We start from the raw sequence: 21,661 nt of genomic DNA, 5'->3' as shown, positions 1-21,661 counted from the left end.
CGCAAATCCACACGAAATGTCCCTTAAGCCAAAAGGCGCTCACACAGTGAGCGCCTTGTGGAGCATAGGAGAATCGAACTCCTGACCTTCTGCTTGCAAAGCAGATGCTCTACCAATTGAGCTAATGCCCCAGCAGCTACATAGCGTACTCCTTGTGCGCGCATCTACGAAATCATGACCGGCAGAGTAGTCCTCACCAAGCGCGGTAACTTTCGTCACTTTAGTTAACTCACACCTCTTTAGTTGCGTGTCACCACGGAAAACAGCACGCGAAAGAGGGACAATGAGTCGTCTCTGAAACTTTAGTGGAAGGTCGTCATGCGCCGAATAATCCTCCGCTCCGTAGCCGCACTCACGTTGGCTGCCACCGTCACGGTCCCACAGCAAGCAACTGCCCAGGAGCTGCCCCCGCTGCCGCAGCCACCCATCCCGCAGCCAACGATTCCAACCGTGCAGGACATGCGCAAGGAAGTAGACCGCATCGAGTACGAGGCCTACAAGGCCCTGCCCAAGGAGCTACAGGACAATCCAGCTTTCGCCGGGTCCTCACGCCCGGCGGCGACTCAGAGCGGCAAGCCACGAACAGACAAGCCCAACCAGACTGACAAGGCGAAGTCCCAATCAATAGCGGACAAAACCTGCTCCAATTGCGTAGCCATCACTTACGACGATGGCCCGGATGCATTGACGGGCCAGCTTCTCGACACCTTGAAGGCCAAGAACGCCCACGCCAGCTTCATGGTCCTAGCTCCTCATGCCTATGCCCATCCCGAGCTCCTCCGGCGAATGGAAGCGGAGGGCCACACCGTGGGCAACCACACCGATACACACCGCGAACTGAACAAGCTTCCCGCGAATGACGTTGACGCCGAAATCAAATCAGGTGCCGCTGCCATCAAGGCAGCAACAGGCGAAAGCCCCCGTTGGCTGCGACCACCCTACGGTGCAACGAACCAGACAGTCGCTAACGCAGCCAAAAACAACGGACAAGCACAAGCCCTGTGGAGCATTGACACCCTAGATTGGAAGGACCGCAACTCCGACCATATCTGCGCAGCGGCCGTTGACGGCGCCCAAGCAGGCGACATCATCCTCATGCATGACATTCACGTCACGACTGTCGACGCCGCCCCATGCGTTATTGACGGCCTCCGCGCCAAAGGTTTAGAGCCTGTATCGTTGGACACCCTTATCCCTAACCCCGAACCTGGACGCCAGTACCTCAATAGATAGACCAAGAGGTAACGGCCCAAGATCAGGTCATGCCGTAGGAGCAAGCTAAGACAAAAGCTTGCCCTACGGCATTTTCTTTGCGTAGATCCGTCTGAGGTCGCAGCCCTCCATATACCCACTTTGGAGTCGGGCTAAAAAACAAAGAGAAGCACCCCACCAAGTGGTGGGGTGCTTCCTAAGCTCTGGCTCCGTTAGGGGCGAAGCCGATTCAAGCTAGCTTGAATTAGAAGGGGAGCTTGATGTTCAGAGCCTTAGCAATTGCCGGGAAGGCAGCTGCGATTGCGGCCAGGACACCAGCGACGATGCCGAAGATAGCGAGCGGGGTCGGCTTGCCATCGTTGGACAGCTTGTCCTTGATGTTGGAGGACTTGTCATCCTTGTTGTTGCCCGGCTTGGTAGCGTCGTCGGAACCGTTGTCGCCGCCCTTGTTGTCACCGTTGTTGTCGGCGGACTTATTAGCCAGATCCTGAACAGCCTTGATGAGGGCATCGGTGCGGTCAGCCTGATCCTTGCGGGCCTGGACGTCGTCGGCCTTCTGCTTGATATCAGCCTGAACTGCGTTATCAGCGTTGACAACCTTGCGGAAAGACTCTTCCCACGTGATGTCGTAGTTAGACGGACCGAAGACCTCGCGGTTAGCGGCGACCTTAGCTGCGGTGTAAGCGTTGCGCTCCTCATCGCTGTGAGCATCGCCGTTGAACAGGGCAACCGGAGCGTTGGCGAACGGAGCCTCCGGGTTACCGATCTGGTTCGGAACCTTGTCGCCGAGGATACGCGGGCCGTAGATACGGTTACCCTCGTACTTGCTCTCGTTGTCACCCGAAGTAACGTTCTTGAAGGTCCAGTCCTGCAGGGCCTTGAAGTCCTCCTCCTGATCAACCAGAAGGTTGTAGTTGTGCTCGAGAGCTTCACCCAAGACTCCGCCGTGGTCGAAGAGCTTGAAGTAGGCCTCACGCAGGGTCGGCTTCGGGGTGGTGCCGTCGATATCAACGGTCTGGTTGTCCTTCGCCTCACGGAGCTCCAGCTCACGCTTACCAGCAGCGTAGTTAGCCTCGAGGACACGGATTACCTTGACCTGAGCGTAAGCACGCTCCAGGAAGCCCTGGCGAACCAGAACGTCAGACTTCTGAGCCTCGCGGGAAGCAGCCTGAGCAGCCTCGCGAGCTTCCTCGAGTGCAGCGTGGTCATCCTTGAGGGACTGGAGCAGCATCTCGGAATCAGAGATCAGGGTCTCGAGCTTGTCGATGTAGTGGCGGGTGATGAACTGATCCTTGTTGTCACCATCACGGTCACCTGCGCGGTCGAAGGCCTTCTTGTATTCCTTGATGGTCTTCTCGAGGTTCTTGATGTTCTCAGCCGGAACGGTGTTAACGTTGTTGGCATCCTCCGGGTCGATCTTCTTGATCGGGAAGCCCAGCGCGTCCGGGGTCTTGAGCGCCGGCAGGCCGCCCTTAGCGCCCTCGTCGTTCAGAGCGTTGAGGTCGGTAGCGAAGAGGCCGTCGGACTTGTAGTCGCCTTCCTTACCGATGATGTTGGTTACGGTGTTGTTGTAGTCAACAGCCTTTTCCTCGTAGTTGGCCCATGCCTTGTCAGCAGCCTTGTCCTTCTCCAGAGCGTAGTTCACGGAGTTCATGGCGGACTGGTAGTTAGCCTCTGCCTTAGCCAGCTGCTTGGTAGCCTCGTTTGCAAACTGAACGTAGGCCTTCCACTGTGCCTGCTCGAAGAGGTTGATGCCGTCACCCTGGATTGCTGCAGCCTGGGTGTAAGCATCGACGAACTGGTTGTTGTTGATGATGTAGTTAGCAGTCTCGTTGGTCATTGCAAAGAGCTGCTCTTCGGTCACGTTGTCAGCAACGGAGCCGTTGTCAGCGGATGCATCCGGCTTGTTGAAGCCGTCACCCTGGGTGGTACCCGGAGTGGTGTCCTCAGCGAAAGCCGGGACGGCAACACCGGAGATACCGGTGGCAACTGCGATAGCACCTGCGAGAGCGGCGGTGCGAACACGGTTCTTGAACATGTAATTCCCCTATGAGAGTTGAGGTCGGACTGTGAAAATTATCTTACGATAACCGTCGTGTAGGGCGACGCTAGCAATCGTTCTTCATGAATGATCTTCACATTCTCAACGAGTAGTGCAGCTTTTGTCGCTGCAGCAAGATTATCGAAGTCTGGCGGGTCTTTCCAGTCAAACACAACTTATTTTTAAACTTTTTCCAACCAGCTGGCGGCGATGCCTAGCATTTTAGCTGGTAGATGGCATTCTTCTATACAGGAGTTGAAATTGAAACTATTTCGAACCTTTGTGACAGCTGTGAATGAACTACCCCTATCTGGGTAATAATTACACGAATGTCATTGCACTTGCTAGGGTGTCGGCCCAACTTTCACCCCTTGCTCCCCCTGATACCTAGAACGGGTGATTCCTGTGGGCCTTCGTGGGGCTTAAGTGGAAAAAGGAAAGACACCCAGCTTCGTTGTCGTCGCTGAGCGTCTTTCCTTACTTATATTGTGGAGCATAGGAGAATCGAACTCCTGACCTTCTGCTTGCAAAGCAGATGCTCTACCAATTGAGCTAATGCCCCATTGTTCCGTGGTGGGCCTAGCTGGAATCGAACCAGCGACCTCATCGTTATCAGCGATGCGCTCTAACCGACTGAGCTATAGGCCCTTGACCGGAACGAGTAGTTACTCTACATAGGACTGGCGATTTATTACAAATCGCCTGGTCATATGCAGTATTTGAAGCTCTTTTTGCTTCACTTTGTATCGCTATTGATGCGGCTCATCTTGCAGGCGGATCTTGAATCCACCGAAGACGTCCACGATGGCGTTATATATAACAGCCATGAGTGGCGCCAGAATCGTCATCAGGACGGCGATGATAGCGCCGAACAGGGCGGCTGCAGAGACGACCAATCCGAAAGAGACCTCAAAACCGCCGCCGACACCGCCGACAAGGCTGTTGAGGGAATCCCAGATGCCCGCCTGGTCAAGGCCGATGTACAGCAGGCACACGGCGATGATCCAGGCCACGAGGCCGACGAGGGACATGGCCAAGCCAACGCGGAACGCCGACATGGGCGAAATCCGGGCTAGGTGAAGCTCTCGTCCAATCATGGGTTACTCCTCGTCCTTATCGGAGTCCTTGTCTTCGCCCTTTTCCTGCTTGGAGTTCTCTCCAAACTTGAGGTGCTCGGGCTTGACGTCCTCGACGGACTTTTCACCCTTGGCAACTGCCTGGGCGTCCTCTTCGCCGTCGTCCTCGACGTTGCGGTCGATGGCCAGCAGCTCGACGTCATCGGCCAGGTTGACCAAGCGCACGCCCATGGTGGCGCGGGAGCTCGGGCGAATCTGGTTGACTTCGGTGCGGACAACACCACCTGCAGAGGTGATGGCAAAGATCTCGTCGTCCTCGTCGACGGCGATTGCTGCAATGAGCTTGCCGCGCTTTGGCGTGTACTTGAAGGTCATCACGCCGAGGCCACCGCGGCCCTGCGGTGTGTACTCCTCAATGGCGGTGCGCTTGCCGTAGCCGCCGGAGGTAGCCACCAGGAGGAACTGGCCGTCATTGACCACGGACATGGACAACAGCTGGTCATCGCCGCGGAAGCGCATGCCCTTCACGCCGGCGGTAGCGCGGCCCATCGGGCGCAGCTGGTCATCGTCCGCAGTGAAGCGGATGGCCTGGCCCTGCTCAGAGGTGAGAAGGATGTCATCGCCCTCGTTGACCAGCTGGGCACCGATCAGCGCATCGCCCTCGTTGAGGTTGATGGCGATAAGCCCGGCGGAACGTGCGGACTCGTAATCGGTCAGGCGGGACTTCTTTACGCGGCCCTGCTGGGTAGCAAGGACCAGGTATGGGGCGTCCTCGTAGGACTGGATCTGAATGACCTGGGCAATTCGCTCCTCCGGCTGGAACTCCAGCAGGTTGGCCACGTGCTGGCCGCGAGCGGTACGGCCTGCCTCCGGGAGTTCGTAGGCCTTGAGGCGGTAGACGCGGCCGAAGTTGGTGAAGAACAGGATCCAGTCGTGCGTGGAGCAGACGAAGAAGTTCTTCACAATATCGTCCTGCTTGAGCTCCGCGCCGCGCACGCCCTTGCCGCCGCGCTTCTGTGCCTTGTAAGCATCCACCTTGGTGCGCTTGGCGTAACCGGTAGCGGTGATGGTGACAACGACGTTCTCGCGAGCGATGAGATCCTCATCGGACACGTCGCCGGAAGCGGCGACGATCTGGGTACGACGCTCATCGCCGTACTTTTCGACGATTTCCTCGAGCTCATCGTGGACGATCTGACGCTGGCGCTCCTCGCGGGCCAGGATGTCCTTGAGGTCCGCGATGATCTCCTCGATCTCCGCCAACTCATCGATAATCTTCTGGCGCTCCAGGGCGGCCAGGCGGCGCAGCTGCATAGCGAGGATGGCATCGGCCTGGACATCGTCGACGTCGAGAAGCGCCTTTAGGCCCTCGCGTGCCTCATCAACCGTGGGGGAACGGCGGATGAGCGCGATGACTTCATCGAGCATGTCGAGCGCCTTGACCAGACCGCGCAGAATGTGGGCGCGCTTTTCAGCCTCATCGAGGCGGAACTGGGTACGGCGGACAATGACCTCGATCTGGTGGGCCACGTAGTAGCTCAGCATCTGATCCAGGCGCAGGGTGCGCGGCACGCCATCCACGATGGACAGCATGTTGGCACCGAAGGAGGTCTGCAGCTGGGAGTGCTTGTACAGGTTATTAAGGACAACGCGTGCAACGGCGTCTCGCTTGAGGGTGACCACGATGCGCATGCCCACGCGGTCGGAGGATTCATCCTCAATCTTGGCAATTCCGGCAATCTTGCCGTTAACCACAGACTCCGCGATATTGGAGATCATGTTGTCCGGGTTGACCTGGTAGGGCAGCTCAGTGATAACGATGGTCTGGCGGTTGCCCACCTCCTCAATGGAGGTCACGCCGCGCATGCGGATAGAACCGCGGCCGGTGGTGTAGGCATCCTTGATGCCCTGGTCACCCACGATGAGACCCGCGGTGGGGAAATCCGGGCCCTTGACGCGCTCCATACAAGCAGCCAAGGCTTCTTCCTCGGAAGCATTCGGGTTATCCAGCAACCAGTAGATGGCATCCGCCAGTTCGTTGAGGTTATGCGGCGGAATGTTGGTGGCCATACCGACGGCGATACCGCCGGAGCCGTTCATCAGCAGGTTCGGAACGCGGGAGGGCAGGATGGTCGGTTCCTGCGTCTTACCGTCGTAGTTCGGGGCGAAGTCGACGGTGTTTTCGCGGATGTCGCGGACCATCTCCATGGCCAACGGCGTCATGCGACACTCCGTATAACGCATAGCTGCCGGGCCGTCATTACCACGGGAGCCGAAGTTACCTTGGCCGTCGACCAGCGGATAGCGCATGTTCCACGGCTGGGCCAAGCGCACGAGGGTGTCGTAGATGGCGGAGTCACCGTGCGGGTGGAACTGGCCCATCGTGTCCGAGACCGGGCGGGCGGACTTTACGTAGCCACGGTCCGGGCGGTAGCCGGAGTCATACATGGCGTAGAGGATGCGGCGGTGAACCGGCTTGAGGCCGTCGCGCACCTCCGGCAAGGCGCGGCCGACGATGACGGACATGGCGTAGTCGATGTAGCTCGACTCCATCTCCTCATTGATGTCAATTGGTTGGATGCGATCGAAGAGATCACCGTTGTTATCACTCATGAGGCCCTATCTTACCGTTTAGGGCTGTCTGAGACGGTTTCTGGCGCGGCAGTGGTATCACGGTGATACCATTTCTACCATGGCTATGACACTGCGCCTGACCCCAGAGCAAGACCACGCGCTGACCTTGTTGGCTTCCGCGCAAGGTACTTCCAAGCACGAGGCGGTAGTCCGCGCCGTCGTCGCGGCGGCCGCACGGACCTTGTCGGATGCTGAGGTACAGGACACCGCACGCCGGCTGCTGCCCGGGCGCTCGGAATTGGAGGCGGAGATCCGCCGGGCACGAGGGGTGCGTCAGTGAATGTTGAGCAACTGGTTGTAGTCGCACGGGAGTTCTGCCGGGTTTATCGCGTACGGATTACTGACTTCGCCGCCTTGGCTGCGGCAGCTGCCGCGAGCACGGCCTCCGTCGAGGGGATTGCAGTGCATGGCAGCCGCGCTGCGGCGGCACACTCGCTGGAGACGGTCTTGCGCTCAGTGCCCGCGTTGAGCGGAAAGAATGAAGAATTCGCGCGATTGTGCGCGCAGGTCTATCTTTCTGTTGCAGAAGTTATGTAAGTTAAACAAGATAAGGAAGTCTCCCTCCCCTATCTTTCGAGAAAGGAATCCCCTATGTCCTCTGTGTCTTTGAAGAAGTTCCTCGCCGCCGGCGTTGTGGCCACCACCCTCACCACTGCCATCGCCCCCGCCGCGAGCGCTGAGACCGCAGACGATTCCTGGAAGAAGAACGTCAACCCCGACTTCCAGCAGGGCGAAGGAGGCTCCTCCCTGACTGGCTCCACGCCCATCGACATGACGCTCATCATCGGCGGTTCCATCGCTGCTGCGATGGCGCTGCTCAAGCTCGTCGTGGACAACAACCCAGCTCTGCGCGCCCAGGCAGATGAATTCGCCGCGCAAATCGGCATGGCAGGCTCCTCCGGTTCTTCCGAGCACAACCGTCTCTACGAGGGTGGTCTCGACTTCGACCTCGAGCGCCTCGCTCGCACCAATGGTTTCCCGGAGATTGCTGACCAGCTTGCCGCGCTCAAGGCAGGCTCCAGCGCCCCGGCACAGTAAGCTCGCCTGTATGACAAACCTCTCCCAACTCCTCCAGTCCCCTACCCGCAACGCCGTGGTGGCGGACTTGTCCACAGCAGCAGACGATGCTGTAGCATCCCTCACCGGTATCACCGGCATGGCCTTCAAGGGCGCCTTGGTGGCCGCAAAGAAGGCGGACTCCAAGGTTCTGTCGAAGGGAATCAACCAGATGCTGCCGGAGCTGCTCAACAGCCTGGATTCCTATTGGAAGGAATTTGAGGGCTCAGAGCAGTCCGACTTTGGCACCTACTTGGACGGGCGCAGCGGCGAAATTACAGAGTCCCTTATGTCTGCAGCTGATAAGTCCGCCGAAGATATTAAAGCCCCCGGTATCGCGCGGACCTACAAGTCGCTGCGCGGCAAGGCCTCGTCCATTGTGGAGCCTCACGTGGCGACCATCGGCCGTGTGGTGCAGCGCCACATGGATACCGTATAAGTGGATTAACTATCCGGGCCCCAGGCACCGAAGAACAAAAGACCAGCACCTCTTTCTGAGGGCTGGTCTTTTTTTTGCTTTCTCTTGTTCCCCTATGGGCTCGTGCTCTGAGACGCCTTAGACGTCGAGGAAGCGAACGTCCTTCGCACGGCGGGTAATGAAGGAGCGACGAGCGGCCACGTCATCACCCATCAGGATGGAGAAGAGCTCATCGGCGCGCTGCGCATCTTCCAGATCCACGCGGCGCAGGACGCGGGTGGTCGGATCCAAGGTGGTTTCCCACAGCTCGGCAGCGTTCATCTCACCCAGACCCTTGTAGCGCTGGATGCCGTCGTCCTTGTTGATTTTGCGGCCCTCTTCCAGGCCCTCAGCCAGCAGCTTGTCGCGCTCAGCATCGGAGAAGGCGTAGCCCGGCTGGCCCTTGGCCCACTTCAGCTTGTACAGCGGCGGATTCGCCAGGTAGACGTGACCATCCTCAACCAGCTGCGGCATGAAGCGGAAGAGCAGGGTCAGAAGCAGCGTGGCGATGTGCTGGCCGTCCACGTCGGCATCGGCCATGAGCACGATCTTGTCGTAGCGCAGCTTGGAAATATCGAACTCTTCGTGGATACCGGTGCCCAGGGCGGTGATGATGGCCTGGACCTCAGCGTTCTTGAGAACCTTGTCCATGCGGGCCTTTTCCACGTTGAGGATCTTGCCGCGCAGCGGCAGGATGGCCTGGAACATGGAATCGCGGCCGCCCTTCGCGGAACCACCTGCGGAGTCACCCTCCACGATGTAAAGCTCAGAAAGCTTCGAATCCTTGGAGCGGCAATCCGCCAGCTTGCCGGGCAGGCCACCGAGGTCGCCGGCGGACTTACGACGCACCAACTCACGTGCCTTACGCGCGGCTACGCGGGCGTGTGCGGAGGACACGGCCTTGTTGATAATGACCTTGGCCTCAGCCGGGTTGGCGTCGAACCAATCGTTGAGGTGCTCGTTGACAGAGCGCTGGACAAAGCCACGGATCTCCGAGTTACCGAGTTTGGTCTTGGTCTGGCCCTCGAACTGCGGATCCGCCACCTTCACGGAAATAACGGCAGCAAGGCCTTCACGGCAGTCATCGCCGGAGAGGTTGCCATCCTTTTCCTTGAGGAGCTTGTGCTCCTTGGCGTAGCGGTTCATCAGGGTGGTCAGAGCCGCGCGGAAGCCTTCCTCGTGCGTGCCGCCTTCGTGAGTGTTAATGGTGTTGGCGAAAGTGTGGACGGACTGCTTGTAGCCCTGGTTCCACTGCAGCGCTATTTCCACCTCATGGTCCTCACCCTTAACGTCGAAGGCAACGATGGTGGGGTGGATGGCGGACTTATTCTTGTTGAGGTGCGCAACGTAGTCCTGCAGACCGTTCGGGTAGTGGTAGGTGACTTCCTTCTTCTTCTTGGAAGTCTTGCCCTCGCCGTCCTCGCCCTCCTGGCCGGCTTCGTCCTTGTTATCCAGGGAGCTCAGGCTGACGGCGGAATCGCCGGCCTCGGCGATCTCCTCGAGCTCGGCCTGCTCCTTGGAGATGGCGCGCTCGTCACGCAGAACAATGGTCAGACCCTTGTTCAGGAAGGCCATCTCCTGCAGGCGGCGAGCGATGGTGTCGTAGTTAAACTCGACGGTTTCAAAGATCTCCGGGTCCGGCCAGAAGCGGATGGTGGTGCCGGTGCCGCGGGCATTATCGCCCTCCACCAGCTCATCGGGGATAGCGTTGTTGAAGTTCTGGTACCAGTGCTTGCCATCGCGTTTGATGTCCGCCTCGACGCGGGTGGACAGGGCGTTGACCACGGAGATACCCACGCCGTGCAGACCACCGGACACGGCATAAGATTCAGAGTCGAACTTACCGCCGGCATGCAGCTGGGTCATAACCACCTGGACGGTAGGGATACCGGAGGCGTGCATTTCGACCGGGATACCACGGCCGTTATCGATGACCTCGATGCCCCCGTCCTCACGGAGGGTGACAATGACCTTGTCGGCATAGCCCGCCATTGCCTCATCGACGGAGTTGTCGACGATCTCCCAGATCAGGTGGTGCAGGCCGCGGGCACCGGTGGAACCGATGTACATACCGGGGCGCTTACGGACGGCCTCAAGGCCCTCCAGAATCGTAATTGACCCCGCATCATATGCGTGTTGTTCAGCCACGGATTCGTGTACTCCTTTTGGCTAGAGCTAAATCTAAGACTTTAGCCATTCTACACTGTGTCCCCCCACGCGAGGACACTGCACGCCCGTGAGAGCCCCAAATTTGCGTGAATTTCGCGATCGCCCCGATCAGCCGTACGTATCCTGTGAACCTTGCGGCTTGACCCATTGGCGGCCCTCATAGTTGCGGTGCTGCTTGGGGCCCTGAATGTGGAGCTTAACCACCACGTCCGGGCCCAGGCGGTCGGCGATCTTTTGCAAGATGGGCCGCTGCAGGTAGCGCAGCTCAGTGGCCCAGCTGGAGGAATCGCACGCCACGTAAACAACCTGCTCCTTGATGTTCAGCGGCTGAGTATGCGCGGCGATGCGTTCACCCACGAGGTTTTCCCAATTGCCCATGACCCAGCCATGAGCTAATTCGTGCTCCCAGCCGCGCTTGCCAATCTCGCGTTGGATCTGCGCGCCCAGGCTAGGGATGTCGAGGCTCCGGCGCCGGCGGCGACCGTCGGGTCCACTCGGCCGCCCGCGCCGAAAAGGCTTCGGCTGCTGTTCTTGTGACGTTGGCGCCAGGTTCATCTTGGGGGCCGGTTTATTGAACTTCGGCGGGTTCTTGGAATTACTCCGCGTGCGCTCAAAGAGCGCTTTGACGGGATCAAATTCCTGCTCAGTCATCGCTTTCACCGCCCGCATCGTACGGTGCGATCTCTGATACTCGGCCCTCGTCGGTATCGCGCACGCTGACGGTGAAGCGCTCGATGGGCTGTAGGTTGCCGGGCAAATCCTCATCCACCGCCGCAGTGATGAGCACTTGTTCCGCGCCTGCGGCGAGATGGACGAGCTTCTCGCGGCGCTTGGCATCGAGCTCAGCAAAGACATCGTCAAGGATGAGGATCGGATCCGTGCCATCCTGGCGCAGCAGGTTGAACTCCGCTAGGCGCAAGGAGATGGCATAAGACCAGGTCTCGCCGTGGCTGGCAAAACCCTTGGCGGGGCTCGTCCCCAGGTTGAGCACGAGATCATCGCGGTGCGGGCCGACGAGCGAGATACCTCGTTCGATTTCGCGCTGGCGTTTATTTGCCAGCTCGGTCAGCATCATGGCCTCCATGACCTCGCGGTCGGAGGTATCCACCGTGGACTTGTACTCGATGGCCGCGGGGCGCGATTCCGGAGCTAGGCCGGCATAGGCGGCGGGGATGAGCTCGCGGAGTTCGTCGACAAGCGCCAGGCGTGCCTGGATCACCTGCGCACCGAGAGAGGAAAGCTGCGTATCCCACACATCAAGGGTGGCTAGTGCTGAGGCGCCGTCGCTGTCGTTGTAGCCGCGGCGCAGGCTCGGTGACGCCGACTTCAACAGCGCGTTGCGCTGCTTGAGCACCTTGTCATAGTCGGCCTTGATACCCGCCAGGCGCGGAGTGCGGGAGGCAATGATGTCATCCAAATACTGGCGGCGCGTTGCCGGCTCGCCGCGCACGAGGGATAAATCCTCCGGGGAAAAGAGCACTGTTTGCACCACACCCAGCAGCTCCCGCGGGGACTTCAAACGGGTGCGGTTGATCTGCGCTTGGTTCGCCGCGTGGGGTTTGATGAGCAGGTGCGCGGTAAGCTCGCGCCCCTGGTTGACCGCCGTGGCGGAAATGCGGGCGTTGGTTGCACCGTGGCGCACCAGCGGGGCGTCATGAGCGACGCGGTGCGAGGACAGGTGTGCGACGTAGCCGATGGCTTCGACGATATTGGTCTTGCCAAAACCGTTGCGGCCGATAAAAAGGGTAATCCCCGGTTGCAGCCTGAGAGTGAGCTCGGGCCAGGAGCGGAAGTCCCTGACATCGAGATCGCGAATAAACATATGGCCTAGCCCGGCAAGCGCACTGGCATCAGCAGGTAGGTGAAGTCAGTCTCCGGGGTGGGGAAAGAGCCATCCTCGTTGGCCTCCGGCAGCTCCTCCGGCTCCGGAATCATAATCGCCGGGCGCGAGGGCTCGGTAAAGCCGAAGACCACGCGGTCCGTGTGGACCACGGCCAAGCCATCCTTGAGGTAGGACGGGTTAAACGCAATGACGAAGTTGTCGCGGCCGTTAAAAGCACAGGGCAGGGACTCGCTCGCGCGGCCGGAATCGGCGCCGGCGGCCAAGGTCACTTCACCTTCGCTGAACTCCATGCGGATCTGGGCGTTGCGGTCCGTCAGCAGGGATACGCGGCGGATGGCTTCCTGCAGCGGGGCGACCTCAATGCTGGCCATGGCCGTGTGGGTCTTCGGCAGCAGGGGTGCCACATTCGGGAAATCTGCATCGAGCATGCGCGTGGTGGTCTCGCGGTTATCGGCATGCAGGCCGAACAAACCTTCCGCAGCGATGTTCTCACCCGTGCCCACGGCGATCTCCACCGGGATGTTGAGGTGTGTGTCGAGGGAGCGGCCGGTCTCCTGCAGCGTCTTGGCTGGGACCAAAAGCTTGGCCTCTACGTCGGGGGAAACTGGATCCCACTCGAAGGTGCGCATGGCCAGGCGGAAGCGGTCCGTCGCCGTCATCTGCACGTGGGAGCCATTGATATCGATGTGCACGCCGGTGAGCATGGGCAGGGTGTCGTCCTTGCCGGCGGCGGCGACAACTTGGCTGATGGCTTCCACGAAAAGCTGCGGGTTGATCGTGCCGGTGACCTCCGGAAGGACCGGCAACTGCGGGTAATCATCCAGCGGGATGAGCGGTAGCTCGAAGCGGGAGGAACCACAAACCAGGAGAACCTTGTTGTCCTCCTGCGTCATCTCAATTTCCTTGTTGGGCAAGGAAGCGACGATGTCAGAGAGCAACTTACCGGCCACGGCGATGCGGCCTGGCTCATCGACCATGCCGGCGATGCGCACGCGAGTCGACACCTCGTAGTCGAAGCCCGTGAATTCCAAACCATTGTCATCCGCGGTGATCAGCATGGCGCGCAGCACCGGCTGGGTGACCTTCGACGGCAGGCTGCGCGCAACCCACGCGACGGCGTTGGCGAGGTCATCTTTGGCAACGCGAAATGACACGGACTGCTCCATGGTGATGAGACGCTCCTCTAGTTCCGGATGGAAGATTCTTGCAAGCTCACTCCAACTTACAGGATCAGCACCAAACCTCAGGAGTTTTGTCATTCACCCTCTTCGGCCCTCGATGAGACCGTGTGGGCAGGCTGGGCGCCGGCGAATCACACACATCCTTTTTCTTCTTAGTTAGGGAGAAAACAAAATAGGAGTAGTAATAAGCGCTGTGGGATCTGTGGACAACCCAGCAAAGGCCAAGCTCTCAGCCGCGAACCGATCTGTGAGTCAGGGTGTGGGATCACTGTGATCAAATGACAAGAAATGTGAGTAACTCGGTCGGGGCCGAAGTTATCCACAATCCATCCCCAGATCTATCGCCGCTGATCACAGGGTTGCTCACAAGGCTGAAGAGGTCGCTGATCTGCTGTGGAAGAAGAAAACGTGACGAGGATCTACAAATTACAAGAGTGGAATTACACAGCTGTGAATAACTATGTGGATAAGTTTTCACCGATCAAAAAGACGCCCCCGGCCCACGCCCGCGGGGAGGTTGTGCGGGACGGGAGGGGACGTCGCCAAGCGCCGTGCGGTTCTAGCGCTGGTTGTGGTTCTTCACGCGCTGGGTCAGCGCCTGGATCTCGTCGTAGGTGTTGCGGTTTTCTGTCATTTCCTTGCGGATCTTGCGGTCGGCATAGATGACGGTGGTGTGGTCCTTGCCGCCGAACTGATCGCCGATCTTCGGCAGGGACAGTTCGGTGAGCTCGCGGCACAGGTACATCGCCAGCTGGCGGGCGTGGGCGACGGCGCGCTTCTTACCGGAACCGCGCAGGGTGTCCACGTCGATGTTGAAGTAGTCCGCCGTGACCTCGATGATGGCCGCCGCGGTGATCTGGCGATCGGCAGAATCAGGAGCCAAATCGTGCAGGGCAATCTCCGCCATCTCCAAGCTGATTGGTTCATTGACCAGGGAAGAATACGCAGAAACACGGATGAGCGCGCCCTCGAGCTCGCGAATTGATGATTCGAAGCGGGAGGCGATGAGCTCGAGTACCGAGCGATCGACGTCTGTGCCGTCCGCAGAAGCCTTCTTCATGAGGATGGCGATGCGCGTTTCCAGGTCTGGCGGCTGAATATCCGTAATCAGACCACCCTCGAAACGGGTGCGGAGGCGATCCTCCAGGGTCGTCAGCTGCTTCGGCGGGCGGTCGGAAGACAAAATGATCTGCTTGTTGGCCTGGTGCAGGGCATTGAAGGTGTGGAAGAACTCTTCCTGCGTGGATTCCTTGCCTTCCAAGAACTGAATGTCATCGACCATGAGGATGTCCAGGTTGCGGTAGCGGCGCTTGAAGGATTCCTGGCGGTCATCACGCAGCGAGTTGATGTAATCGTTGGTGAATTCCTCCGAGGACACATATTTCACCCGCAGGCCCGGGTGCAGGACCTGGGCGTAATTGCCGGCCGCGTGCAACAGGTGCGTCTTGCCCAGCCCGGAGCCGCCCCAAATGAACAGTGGGTTATAGGCGCGGGCGGGGTTTTCGGCCACGGCCACGGCGGCACCGTTGGCAAAACGGTTGGAGGACCCGATGACGAAGTTTTCAAAAGTGTGCTTCGGGTTGAGAGATTTTTCGTGGTTTGGGTTGTGCGCGGGTTCCTCGCGCGGAATGCGCGCGCCGGCTGCCTCCGAGTAGTCTGGGTAGCCGCTGGGAGCGGTGTGTTGCTGTTCGCTGTAGTGCTGAGCCAACTCATCCAGGCTGGCCGGGGAATGCGCGGCATCCCATGAGCGCGGCTGATGATGAGCGGGCGGAGCGGGTTGGGCCGGCTGGGTCGGTGGCGTGGGCGGCATGGCTTGTTGGAAAGACTGAGCCTGGTGGCCCATGCCGTACTCCGGTGCCTCGGTCTGAATGGGGCGCTGGGGGGCGGGAGCTTCGGGTTCTTCCTGCGGAGCAGGCTGCGGGGGCGCGGCAATGGTCACGGCCAAGGAACACGGCCGGCCCATGTGCTGCGACAGAGCGCGGGTGATGTACTCCCCCAGCTCAGCCTCAATAACACTCTTGGCATTCTCGTGCGGGGCGGCAATCAACGCGTAGCCATCCCCGATCATGATGGGCTCTACGAGCTGGAGGTTGAGGCGTTGGCTGTGGGTGAAGTTGGGAACGTCCGAGTTCGGTTGTTCGGACTGTGCCAGCAAATCACTGACCACAGCTTTCCAGCTGGCCCTTAGGGCTGCTTGCGGATCAGACAAAACGCCTACCTTCTGTGTGCTTCACGGCCACGCGGTGCCGGCGGGTGGGGCCGGCCACAGCTACTTACGTGCCTGAAAGAGAGGCTTCAGGGCCGCAGTATGTACTGCGTGAACGTGGGTTGGATCGGGGACGGATGGACGGATGAGGAAGAGACGGGGATGCGGAAATTCCAATTTCTTGTGATTTCCACCGGGGATTCCACACGATGTTTTAGTGTGTAACCTCGGATTCCACAAAGTTATCCACAGGTGTGAATAGGTGGTTTATCCACAGCCTATCTCATGGCTGTGGATAACTTTACATCGGCTCCTTAATGCAGTTGACCTGCTCAAATAGCAAAAGTCTCAAGTCATGATTGAGAGTTATCCACACCCTGTGGGCGGCTGTGGAATTAGATTCCTCAGTTGTACCGCGTTATGGGGATGCTGTCTAACGCACTTCTTTGCACGCCTGGCGCGACCGCGGCTCGACCGCGCCACGGTCGGTGGGAGGAGGCGTTGACCGCGCAGCATGTGGGTGAAAAGTGGCGCTCTAGCTGCGGATAAAAACATCCTTGTAATTTCGGGGACACCCAGTGTGTCGATTTGTTTAGCGCGCTACCTGTCACGTAACCTGTGATGGTCTATCGCAACAGTGCATGGTGCACATGTTGCATGTGGGAATGCCTCGCCACGCCTCATGGCGCTTCAAGTGCGAAGCCTCATCCCCACGTACACCATTCATCAGTGGATGTTTAAGCCTGAGCGCCGGCGGCGCTGGGCTGTGCCATCCACCAACAACTTCAAGGAGTTAATCGTGGCAAAGGGTAAGCGTACCTTCCAGCCGAACAACCGTCGTCGCGCTCGCAAGCACGGCTTCCGTACCCGCATGAGCACCCGCGCCGGCCGCGCTATCGTCGCCGCTCGTCGCAAGAAGGGTCGCGCTAAGCTCACCGCTTAATTCATGCTTCCAGCCCAGCACAAGCTCACGTCCCCGAGGCAGTTTCGGCGGACCATCAAGGGCGGGCGCCGGGCGGGCACGCGCACTGCCGTCGTGCATTTGCGCTTTAATGACGGTGAAGACGACATCGCGGCCACTGGGCCGCGGTTCGGCCTCATTGTGTCGAAAGCCGTCGGGAATGCCGTGGTTCGCCACCGCACCTCCCGGCGGCTTCGTCATGTGTGCATGTCGCTCATGCGCGATGGAGTCAACGGGAAAGCTTTACCCGCCAATGTCGACATCGTTATTCGTGCGCTGCCCGCCAGCAGCGAGGCCACCAGCCAGCGTCTTGAGCGTGATATCCGCAAAGCGTTAAGCACATGGGATATCTGAACTCCCAAGGCCAAGAGATCCCCGAAGCCCGCGGGTTCGGCAGGGTCTTGGTTTACGGGGTGCGCTTCTACCAAAAGCATGTGTCAGGCCTTAAGATGGTCTCCACCTGTCGTTTTGAACCGACGTGCAGTGCCTATGCCCTCGAAGCCATCTCCATCCATGGAGCCTTCAAGGGAACGGGCATGGCGCTCGCCAGGTTATGCAAGTGCGGTCCCTGGCACCCGGGTGGGTTTGATCCGGTACCGACCAAACAACAACTGAGGTAAACAACTCTCGTGCTTAATTTCATCTATTGGCCAATTTCAGCCGTCTTGTGGTTCTGGCATTGGCTCTTGAGCTTCGTCCTCGATTCCGCATGGGGCGGAACCTGGATCATCGCCATCGTCCTGCTGACGTGGACGCTCAAGGCCATCATGGTCAAGCCGACCATCACCCAGCTGCGCTCTTCACGCAAGATGCAGGAGATCCAGCCGCAAATCCAAGAGCTGCGCACCAAGTACGCCAATGACCAGACCAAGGCGGCGCAGGAGATGCAGCGCATCTACAAGGAAGCCGGCGTGCGTCCCGTGGCGGGCTGCCTGCCCATGTTCGCGCAGATCCCCATGTTCATTGGTCTCTTCCACGTGCTGCGTTCCTTCGACCGTACTGTGGCCGTCGCCGGTGGTATCGGGCACCCGGCCGGTGAGGCGATGTCAGAGGAAATGAACGCCTCCATCGCCAACTACATCTTCAAGCCCGAGCTGGTGAAGCAGTTCGTGGATGCGAAGATCTTCGGCGTGCCGCTGGTGGCCAACCTGCGCCTGAACTCCGGTGTGGAGATCGTTAAGGAAACCACCACCATGCAGGCGGCCGTTATTATCGTGCCGCTCATCGCCATCATTGCGGTGCTCACGCACTTCAACGCCCGCATGTCCCTCAACCGCCAGGAGGCACGCCGCGCCGCCGGCAAGACCGCTACCCCGCAGGGCCAGAACGCGGAAATGATGCAGCAGCAGATGGCCATGATGAACAAGATGATGCTGTGGTTCATGCCGGCCATGCTGGTCTTCTCCGGCTTCATTTGGCCCATCGGTCTGCTCTTCTACATGCTGGCTAACACCGTGTGGACCTTCTTCCAGACTCGCATCGTCTACGCCAAGATGGACCGCGAGGAAGAAGAAGAGGCAGCCGCCAAGGCTGAGCTCAAGCGCACCTCCGCGCCGAAGCCGGGTGCACGCAAGAAGGACAATCGCTCCAAGAAGCAGCGCCGCAAGAACAATAACTAGAAATTAACCCAGGAGTTTTCACAGTGACTGAATCTGTGTCCGACACTGTGCCACTGGACCCGTCTGACGTCTTCGGATCGCGTCTGCCGCTCGCGCAGAAGTATCACGATTCGCTCGCCACGGACGGGTCCACTCGTGGTTTTATTGGCCCCCGCGAGGTCCCGCGCCTGTGGGAACGCCACCTCATCAACTGTGCCGTGGTCGCGGAGGTGATGCCGCAGGGCGCCACGCTTATCGACGTCGGCAGTGGCGCCGGCCTGCCCGGCATCCCGCTTGCCATCGCGCGCCCTGACCTGAAGATCACTCTCATCGAGCCGTTGCTCAAGCGCTCGACCTACCTCAACGAGGTCGTCGACCTGCTGGGTCTGGATAACGTCACCGTCATCCGCGGCCGCGCCGAGGAAGGCCCCGTGAAAAAGCAGGTGCAGGGCGCCGACATCGTGACCTCCCGCGCGGTGGCCCCGCTGGGCAAGCTGGCCAAGTGGTCCTTGCCGCTGGTGCGTAAAGGCGGCGAGATGATCGCTCTCAAGGGCTCCTCAGTGCATGAGGAGCTGGAGCGCGACGCTGCCGATATCAAGCGCGCGGGTGGCGGAAAAGCCGAGGTCATGACCATCCACGGCACCACGATTATCCGTGTCCCGCGCGTGAACTAAAGTAGACGGCATGACTCATCCTCGTCTTATCACCATCGCGAACCAGAAGGGTGGCGTGGGTAAAACCACCTCCGCCGTCAACCTTGCCGCCGCGCTCGCTGAGGCCGGCAAGAAGGTCTTGGTGATCGACTTGGACCCGCAGGGCAACGCCTCCACCGCGGTAGGCGCGGAGCATACCTCCGGCACCAAATCCAGCTATGAGGTCCTTTTGGGTGACTGCAGCGCGGACGAAGCAATGCAGCACTGCCCCGACGATGAGAACCTCTACTGCATCCCGGCCACCATTGATCTGGCCGGCGCTGAGATCGAAATGGTTTCTCTGGTCCGCCGCGAGTTCCGCCTTTATGACGCCCTGCACAACGGTTTTCTTGAGGAGCACGGCTTCGACTACGTCTTCATCGACTGCCCGCCCTCCCTGGGCCTGCTGACCATCAATGCGATGACGTGTGCGGAGGAAGTCATCATCCCCATCCAGTGCGAGTACTACGCGCTGGAGGGCGTGGGCCAGCTGTTGGGCAATATTTCCATGATCCGTGAACACCTCAACGAGGACCTCCACATCTCCGGCGTGCTGCTCACCATGTTCGATGCCCGCACCAAGCTGGCTGAGCAGGTGGCCAACGAGGTGCGTGAGCAATTCGGCGCCGTCGTTTTGGGCAACGTCATCCCGCGTTCCGTGCGCGTTTCGGAGGCGCCGGGCTATGGTAAGACGGTTATCGCTTATGACCCGTCGTCGACAGGCGCCCGCGCCTACTCCGCCGCCGCACGCGAGCTGGACAAGCGCGGAGACTACACGCCGCACCCCACCACGGGTGCCATCGGCGTGAGCCCAGAGATTTTCGCGGAATTGGAAGGATAGGACACCATGGCAGATAAGAAGGCAGACCAGAAGCCGGAGCAGCGCCAGGGCGGACTAGGCAAGGGACTGGCCGCTCTCATTCCGTCTGGCCCGGGTGCTCCCTCCCGCAAGCCGCGTCTTGGGGATTCGGCGGCTGACATTATCCTCGGCGCTTCGACCGGCGGGGCTCAGGGCTCTGCGGCAAAGAAGGTGCAGGGTGCGCCGACCATCCAGCAGTCCACTGGCTCGAAGAAGCGGCAGGCGAAACCTTCGGTGATTGGTGCGACGTACCGGGAGATCTCCGTCGGGGACATCATGCCCAACCCGAAGCAGCCGCGTTCTGTCTTCGACGAAGATGAGTTGGCGGAGCTGGTCCACTCCATCAAGGAGTTTGGCCTGCTGCAGCCGGTCGTTGTGCGCCCCGCCGAGGAGGGCGGCTTCGAGCTCATCATGGGTGAGCGCCGCTGGCGCGCCTCCTCCAAGGCGGGCCTGGCCACCATCCCGGCCATTGTGCGCGATACCAAGGATGATGATCTGCTGCGGGATGCGCTTCTGGAGAACATCCACCGCGTGCAGCTCAACCCGCTGGAAGAGGCCCACGCCTACCAGCAGCTGCTGGAGGAATTCGGCGTGACCCAGAACGAGTTGGCTGATCGCATCGGCCGCTCCCGCCCGCAGGTCACCAACATGATTCGCCTGCTCAAGCTGCCGGTCAGCGTGCAGAAGCGCGTCGCCGCTGGCACCTTGTCCGGTGGCCATGCCCGCGCGCTGCTGGGTCTGCCGGATGCCGAGGCCATGGAGCTCATTGCGAACCGCATCGTGGCCGAGGGCCTGTCCGTGCGCGCCACGGAGGAAGCCGTCACCCTATACAAGCGCGACGGCAAGCCGGCCGAGCCAAGCAAGAAGCCTGCCGCCCCGCAGCCGCAGTTCTTTACCGATTCCGCTGAACGTCTGGCCGATCGCTTTGACACCAAGGTCACCGTCACCATGGGCAAGCGCAAGGGCAAGATGGTCGTCGAATTCGGCGACCAGGAAGACTTCGAGCGCATTCTGGCCCTCATTGAGGGCAAGGAAAGCAGCTAGCTGACCATGCTTGTCCAAGCCGTCAACGAAGGCGTTGCCATCAACCCCTTGGCGGCCCGATCCATCTTCTGGGAGCTGAAGACCACGGTCGCTGATCCGGCCTTCGAGAAGGAAGCATGGATCAGCTCCACGCTGCTGCGCTGCGGCGAGTGCGGGTTTACCGTGGGTGATGAAGCCACCGTGTTCTTCTGCCCGCCCGATCTTGCCCCCGGTGCCGCAAAGCTGCCCACCTCCCCTGTTTCGGAGGACGCGGTGCTGGTGTCCTCCCTGTTCGTGAAGTCGCACCGTGCGGCGAAGGGCTTGGAGGCAGTGCTTCTCGATGCCACCATCATGCACCTCACCTCCCGCGAAGCCAGCGCCGTTGAGGCCTTTGGTTACCGCGATGCCCGCGCCGCCGAGAATCTTTTGCGGGATAAGCCCGGCCGTATCGGCCTACTACCGGTAGAAACGCTGGAATCCGCCGGTTTCAGGGTGGAGCGCGATCACCCCATCACGCCGCGCCTGCGCCTCGAGCTGCCGCCTGCCTTCGATCTGCTGACCGCAGCCGCCGTGGAAGACCTCCTCGCCCGCGCCTTGGCCTAGATACAGGATGGTTCTAGTAAGAAGGTTCTACTCAAACGGTTCTGTTGGGG

21 protein-coding genes and 3 tRNA genes are annotated in these 21,661 nt (G+C 60.0%); 13 read left to right on the top strand and 11 right to left on the bottom strand.

Going from position 1 to position 21,661, the window contains the following annotated elements:
- Positions 1-58: 58 nt before the first annotated feature.
- Positions 59-131: transfer RNA gene (locus HMPREF2526_RS10515), tRNA-Ala, on the bottom strand.
- A gap of 187 nt (positions 132-318) precedes the next feature.
- Here HMPREF2526_RS10515 and HMPREF2526_RS10510 point away from each other — a divergent pair.
- Positions 319-1,233 carry a polysaccharide deacetylase family protein gene (locus tag HMPREF2526_RS10510; protein WP_070547236.1) on the top strand — a complete coding sequence of 305 codons (915 nt, stop codon included), beginning with the start codon at positions 319-321 and terminating at the stop codon, positions 1,231-1,233.
- A 223-nt stretch (positions 1,234-1,456) separates the two neighbouring features.
- Here HMPREF2526_RS10510 and HMPREF2526_RS10505 read toward each other — a convergent pair whose 3' ends face one another.
- The 5 genes from HMPREF2526_RS10505 to gyrA form a co-directional block, all read right to left on the bottom strand.
- A complete protein-coding gene (locus HMPREF2526_RS10505) occupies positions 1,457-3,250 on the bottom strand; it encodes a hypothetical protein (RefSeq protein WP_070547235.1) in 1,794 nt (597 codons plus the stop codon).
- Between the two features lie 492 nt (positions 3,251-3,742).
- A tRNA-Ala gene (locus tag HMPREF2526_RS10500) sits at positions 3,743-3,815 on the bottom strand.
- Between the two features lie 9 nt (positions 3,816-3,824).
- Positions 3,825-3,901 (bottom strand) — tRNA-Ile (locus tag HMPREF2526_RS10495).
- Between the two features lie 101 nt (positions 3,902-4,002).
- Positions 4,003-4,350 carry a DUF3566 domain-containing protein gene (locus tag HMPREF2526_RS10490; RefSeq protein WP_070512874.1) on the bottom strand — a complete coding sequence of 116 codons (348 nt, stop codon included), beginning with the start codon at positions 4,348-4,350 and terminating at the stop codon, positions 4,003-4,005.
- 3 nt (positions 4,351-4,353) lie between these two features.
- On the bottom strand, positions 4,354-6,942 hold the full coding sequence (gyrA, locus tag HMPREF2526_RS10485) for a DNA gyrase subunit A (protein WP_070547234.1): 2,589 nt from the start codon (positions 6,940-6,942) through the stop codon (positions 4,354-4,356).
- A 79-nt stretch (positions 6,943-7,021) separates the two neighbouring features.
- Between gyrA and HMPREF2526_RS10480 the strand changes: the two genes are divergently transcribed.
- From HMPREF2526_RS10480 to HMPREF2526_RS10465, 4 genes are read left to right on the top strand one after another with little or no spacing between them, the layout of a single operon-like run.
- Positions 7,022-7,243, top strand: coding sequence for a hypothetical protein (locus HMPREF2526_RS10480; RefSeq protein WP_046648693.1), 222 nt, complete (start codon positions 7,022-7,024; stop codon positions 7,241-7,243).
- Entirely contained in the window at positions 7,240-7,500 is a 261-nt protein-coding gene (locus HMPREF2526_RS10475) for a cell filamentation protein Fic (RefSeq protein WP_070547233.1), read from the top strand. Before HMPREF2526_RS10480 ends, HMPREF2526_RS10475 begins: the two co-directional genes overlap by 4 nt.
- Positions 7,501-7,554: 54 nt before the next feature.
- Positions 7,555-8,001: a hypothetical protein gene (locus HMPREF2526_RS10470; protein ID WP_070547232.1), complete on the top strand. Its 447-nt coding sequence runs from the start codon at positions 7,555-7,557 to the stop codon at positions 7,999-8,001.
- Positions 8,002-8,011: 10 nt separating this feature from the next.
- On the top strand, positions 8,012-8,458 hold the full coding sequence (locus tag HMPREF2526_RS10465; protein ID WP_070547231.1) for a DUF6918 family protein: 447 nt from the start codon (positions 8,012-8,014) through the stop codon (positions 8,456-8,458).
- 117 nt (positions 8,459-8,575) lie between these two features.
- Here HMPREF2526_RS10465 and gyrB read toward each other — a convergent pair whose 3' ends face one another.
- The 5 genes from gyrB to dnaA form a co-directional block, all read right to left on the bottom strand.
- Positions 8,576-10,624, bottom strand: coding sequence for a DNA topoisomerase (ATP-hydrolyzing) subunit B (gene gyrB, locus HMPREF2526_RS10460; protein WP_070547230.1), 2,049 nt, complete (start codon positions 10,622-10,624; stop codon positions 8,576-8,578).
- A 129-nt stretch (positions 10,625-10,753) separates the two neighbouring features.
- Positions 10,754-11,296 (bottom strand): DciA family protein, encoded by a 543-nt coding sequence (locus HMPREF2526_RS10455; RefSeq protein ID WP_049155655.1) that lies wholly within the window; start codon positions 11,294-11,296, stop codon positions 10,754-10,756.
- Entirely contained in the window at positions 11,289-12,467 is a 1,179-nt protein-coding gene (gene recF, locus HMPREF2526_RS10450; protein ID WP_070547229.1) for a DNA replication/repair protein RecF, read from the bottom strand. The genes HMPREF2526_RS10455 and recF overlap by 8 nt, the downstream gene beginning before the upstream one ends.
- Before the next feature lie 5 nt (positions 12,468-12,472).
- Positions 12,473-13,654, bottom strand: a complete 1,182-nt coding sequence (gene dnaN, locus HMPREF2526_RS10445) for a DNA polymerase III subunit beta (protein ID WP_046648700.1) — start codon at positions 13,652-13,654, stop codon at positions 12,473-12,475.
- 574 nt (positions 13,655-14,228) lie between these two features.
- Positions 14,229-15,878 (bottom strand): chromosomal replication initiator protein DnaA, encoded by a 1,650-nt coding sequence (gene dnaA / locus HMPREF2526_RS10440; RefSeq protein WP_046648701.1) that lies wholly within the window; start codon positions 15,876-15,878, stop codon positions 14,229-14,231.
- A 796-nt stretch (positions 15,879-16,674) separates the two neighbouring features.
- Here dnaA and rpmH point away from each other — a divergent pair.
- The 8 genes from rpmH to HMPREF2526_RS10400 are packed head-to-tail and all read left to right on the top strand — an operon-like array spanning position 16,675 to position 21,611.
- On the top strand, positions 16,675-16,818 hold the full coding sequence (rpmH, locus tag HMPREF2526_RS10435) for a 50S ribosomal protein L34 (RefSeq protein ID WP_003847033.1): 144 nt from the start codon (positions 16,675-16,677) through the stop codon (positions 16,816-16,818).
- Positions 16,819-16,821: 3 nt separating this feature from the next.
- The gene (rnpA, locus tag HMPREF2526_RS10430) at positions 16,822-17,190 is read left to right on the top strand and encodes a ribonuclease P protein component (protein ID WP_046648702.1); all 369 of its coding nucleotides are present in this window, start codon (positions 16,822-16,824) and stop codon (positions 17,188-17,190) included.
- Positions 17,178-17,456, top strand: coding sequence for a membrane protein insertion efficiency factor YidD (gene yidD, locus HMPREF2526_RS10425; protein ID WP_175975006.1), 279 nt, complete (start codon positions 17,178-17,180; stop codon positions 17,454-17,456). Before rnpA ends, yidD begins: the two co-directional genes overlap by 13 nt.
- A gap of 9 nt (positions 17,457-17,465) precedes the next feature.
- Positions 17,466-18,455, top strand: coding sequence for a membrane protein insertase YidC (yidC, locus tag HMPREF2526_RS10420; RefSeq protein ID WP_070547228.1), 990 nt, complete (start codon positions 17,466-17,468; stop codon positions 18,453-18,455).
- Between the two features lie 23 nt (positions 18,456-18,478).
- On the top strand, positions 18,479-19,108 hold the full coding sequence (gene rsmG, locus HMPREF2526_RS10415; RefSeq protein ID WP_046648704.1) for a 16S rRNA (guanine(527)-N(7))-methyltransferase RsmG: 630 nt from the start codon (positions 18,479-18,481) through the stop codon (positions 19,106-19,108).
- 10 nt (positions 19,109-19,118) lie between these two features.
- A complete protein-coding gene (locus tag HMPREF2526_RS10410; protein WP_046648705.1) occupies positions 19,119-19,967 on the top strand; it encodes a ParA family protein in 849 nt (282 codons plus the stop codon).
- A 6-nt stretch (positions 19,968-19,973) separates the two neighbouring features.
- Positions 19,974-21,029, top strand: coding sequence for a ParB/RepB/Spo0J family partition protein (locus tag HMPREF2526_RS10405; protein WP_046648706.1), 1,056 nt, complete (start codon positions 19,974-19,976; stop codon positions 21,027-21,029).
- A 6-nt stretch (positions 21,030-21,035) separates the two neighbouring features.
- Positions 21,036-21,611, top strand: coding sequence for a hypothetical protein (locus tag HMPREF2526_RS10400; RefSeq protein ID WP_046648707.1), 576 nt, complete (start codon positions 21,036-21,038; stop codon positions 21,609-21,611).
- Positions 21,612-21,661: the final 50 nt, after the last annotated feature.

The organism is Corynebacterium sp. HMSC070E08 (assembly GCF_001808895.1).
GTDB lineage: Bacteria > Actinomycetota > Actinomycetes > Mycobacteriales > Mycobacteriaceae > Corynebacterium > Corynebacterium hiratae.
The sequence above is the reverse complement of the archived record's forward strand: the minus strand, read 5'-3'. Positions and strand labels throughout refer to the sequence as shown.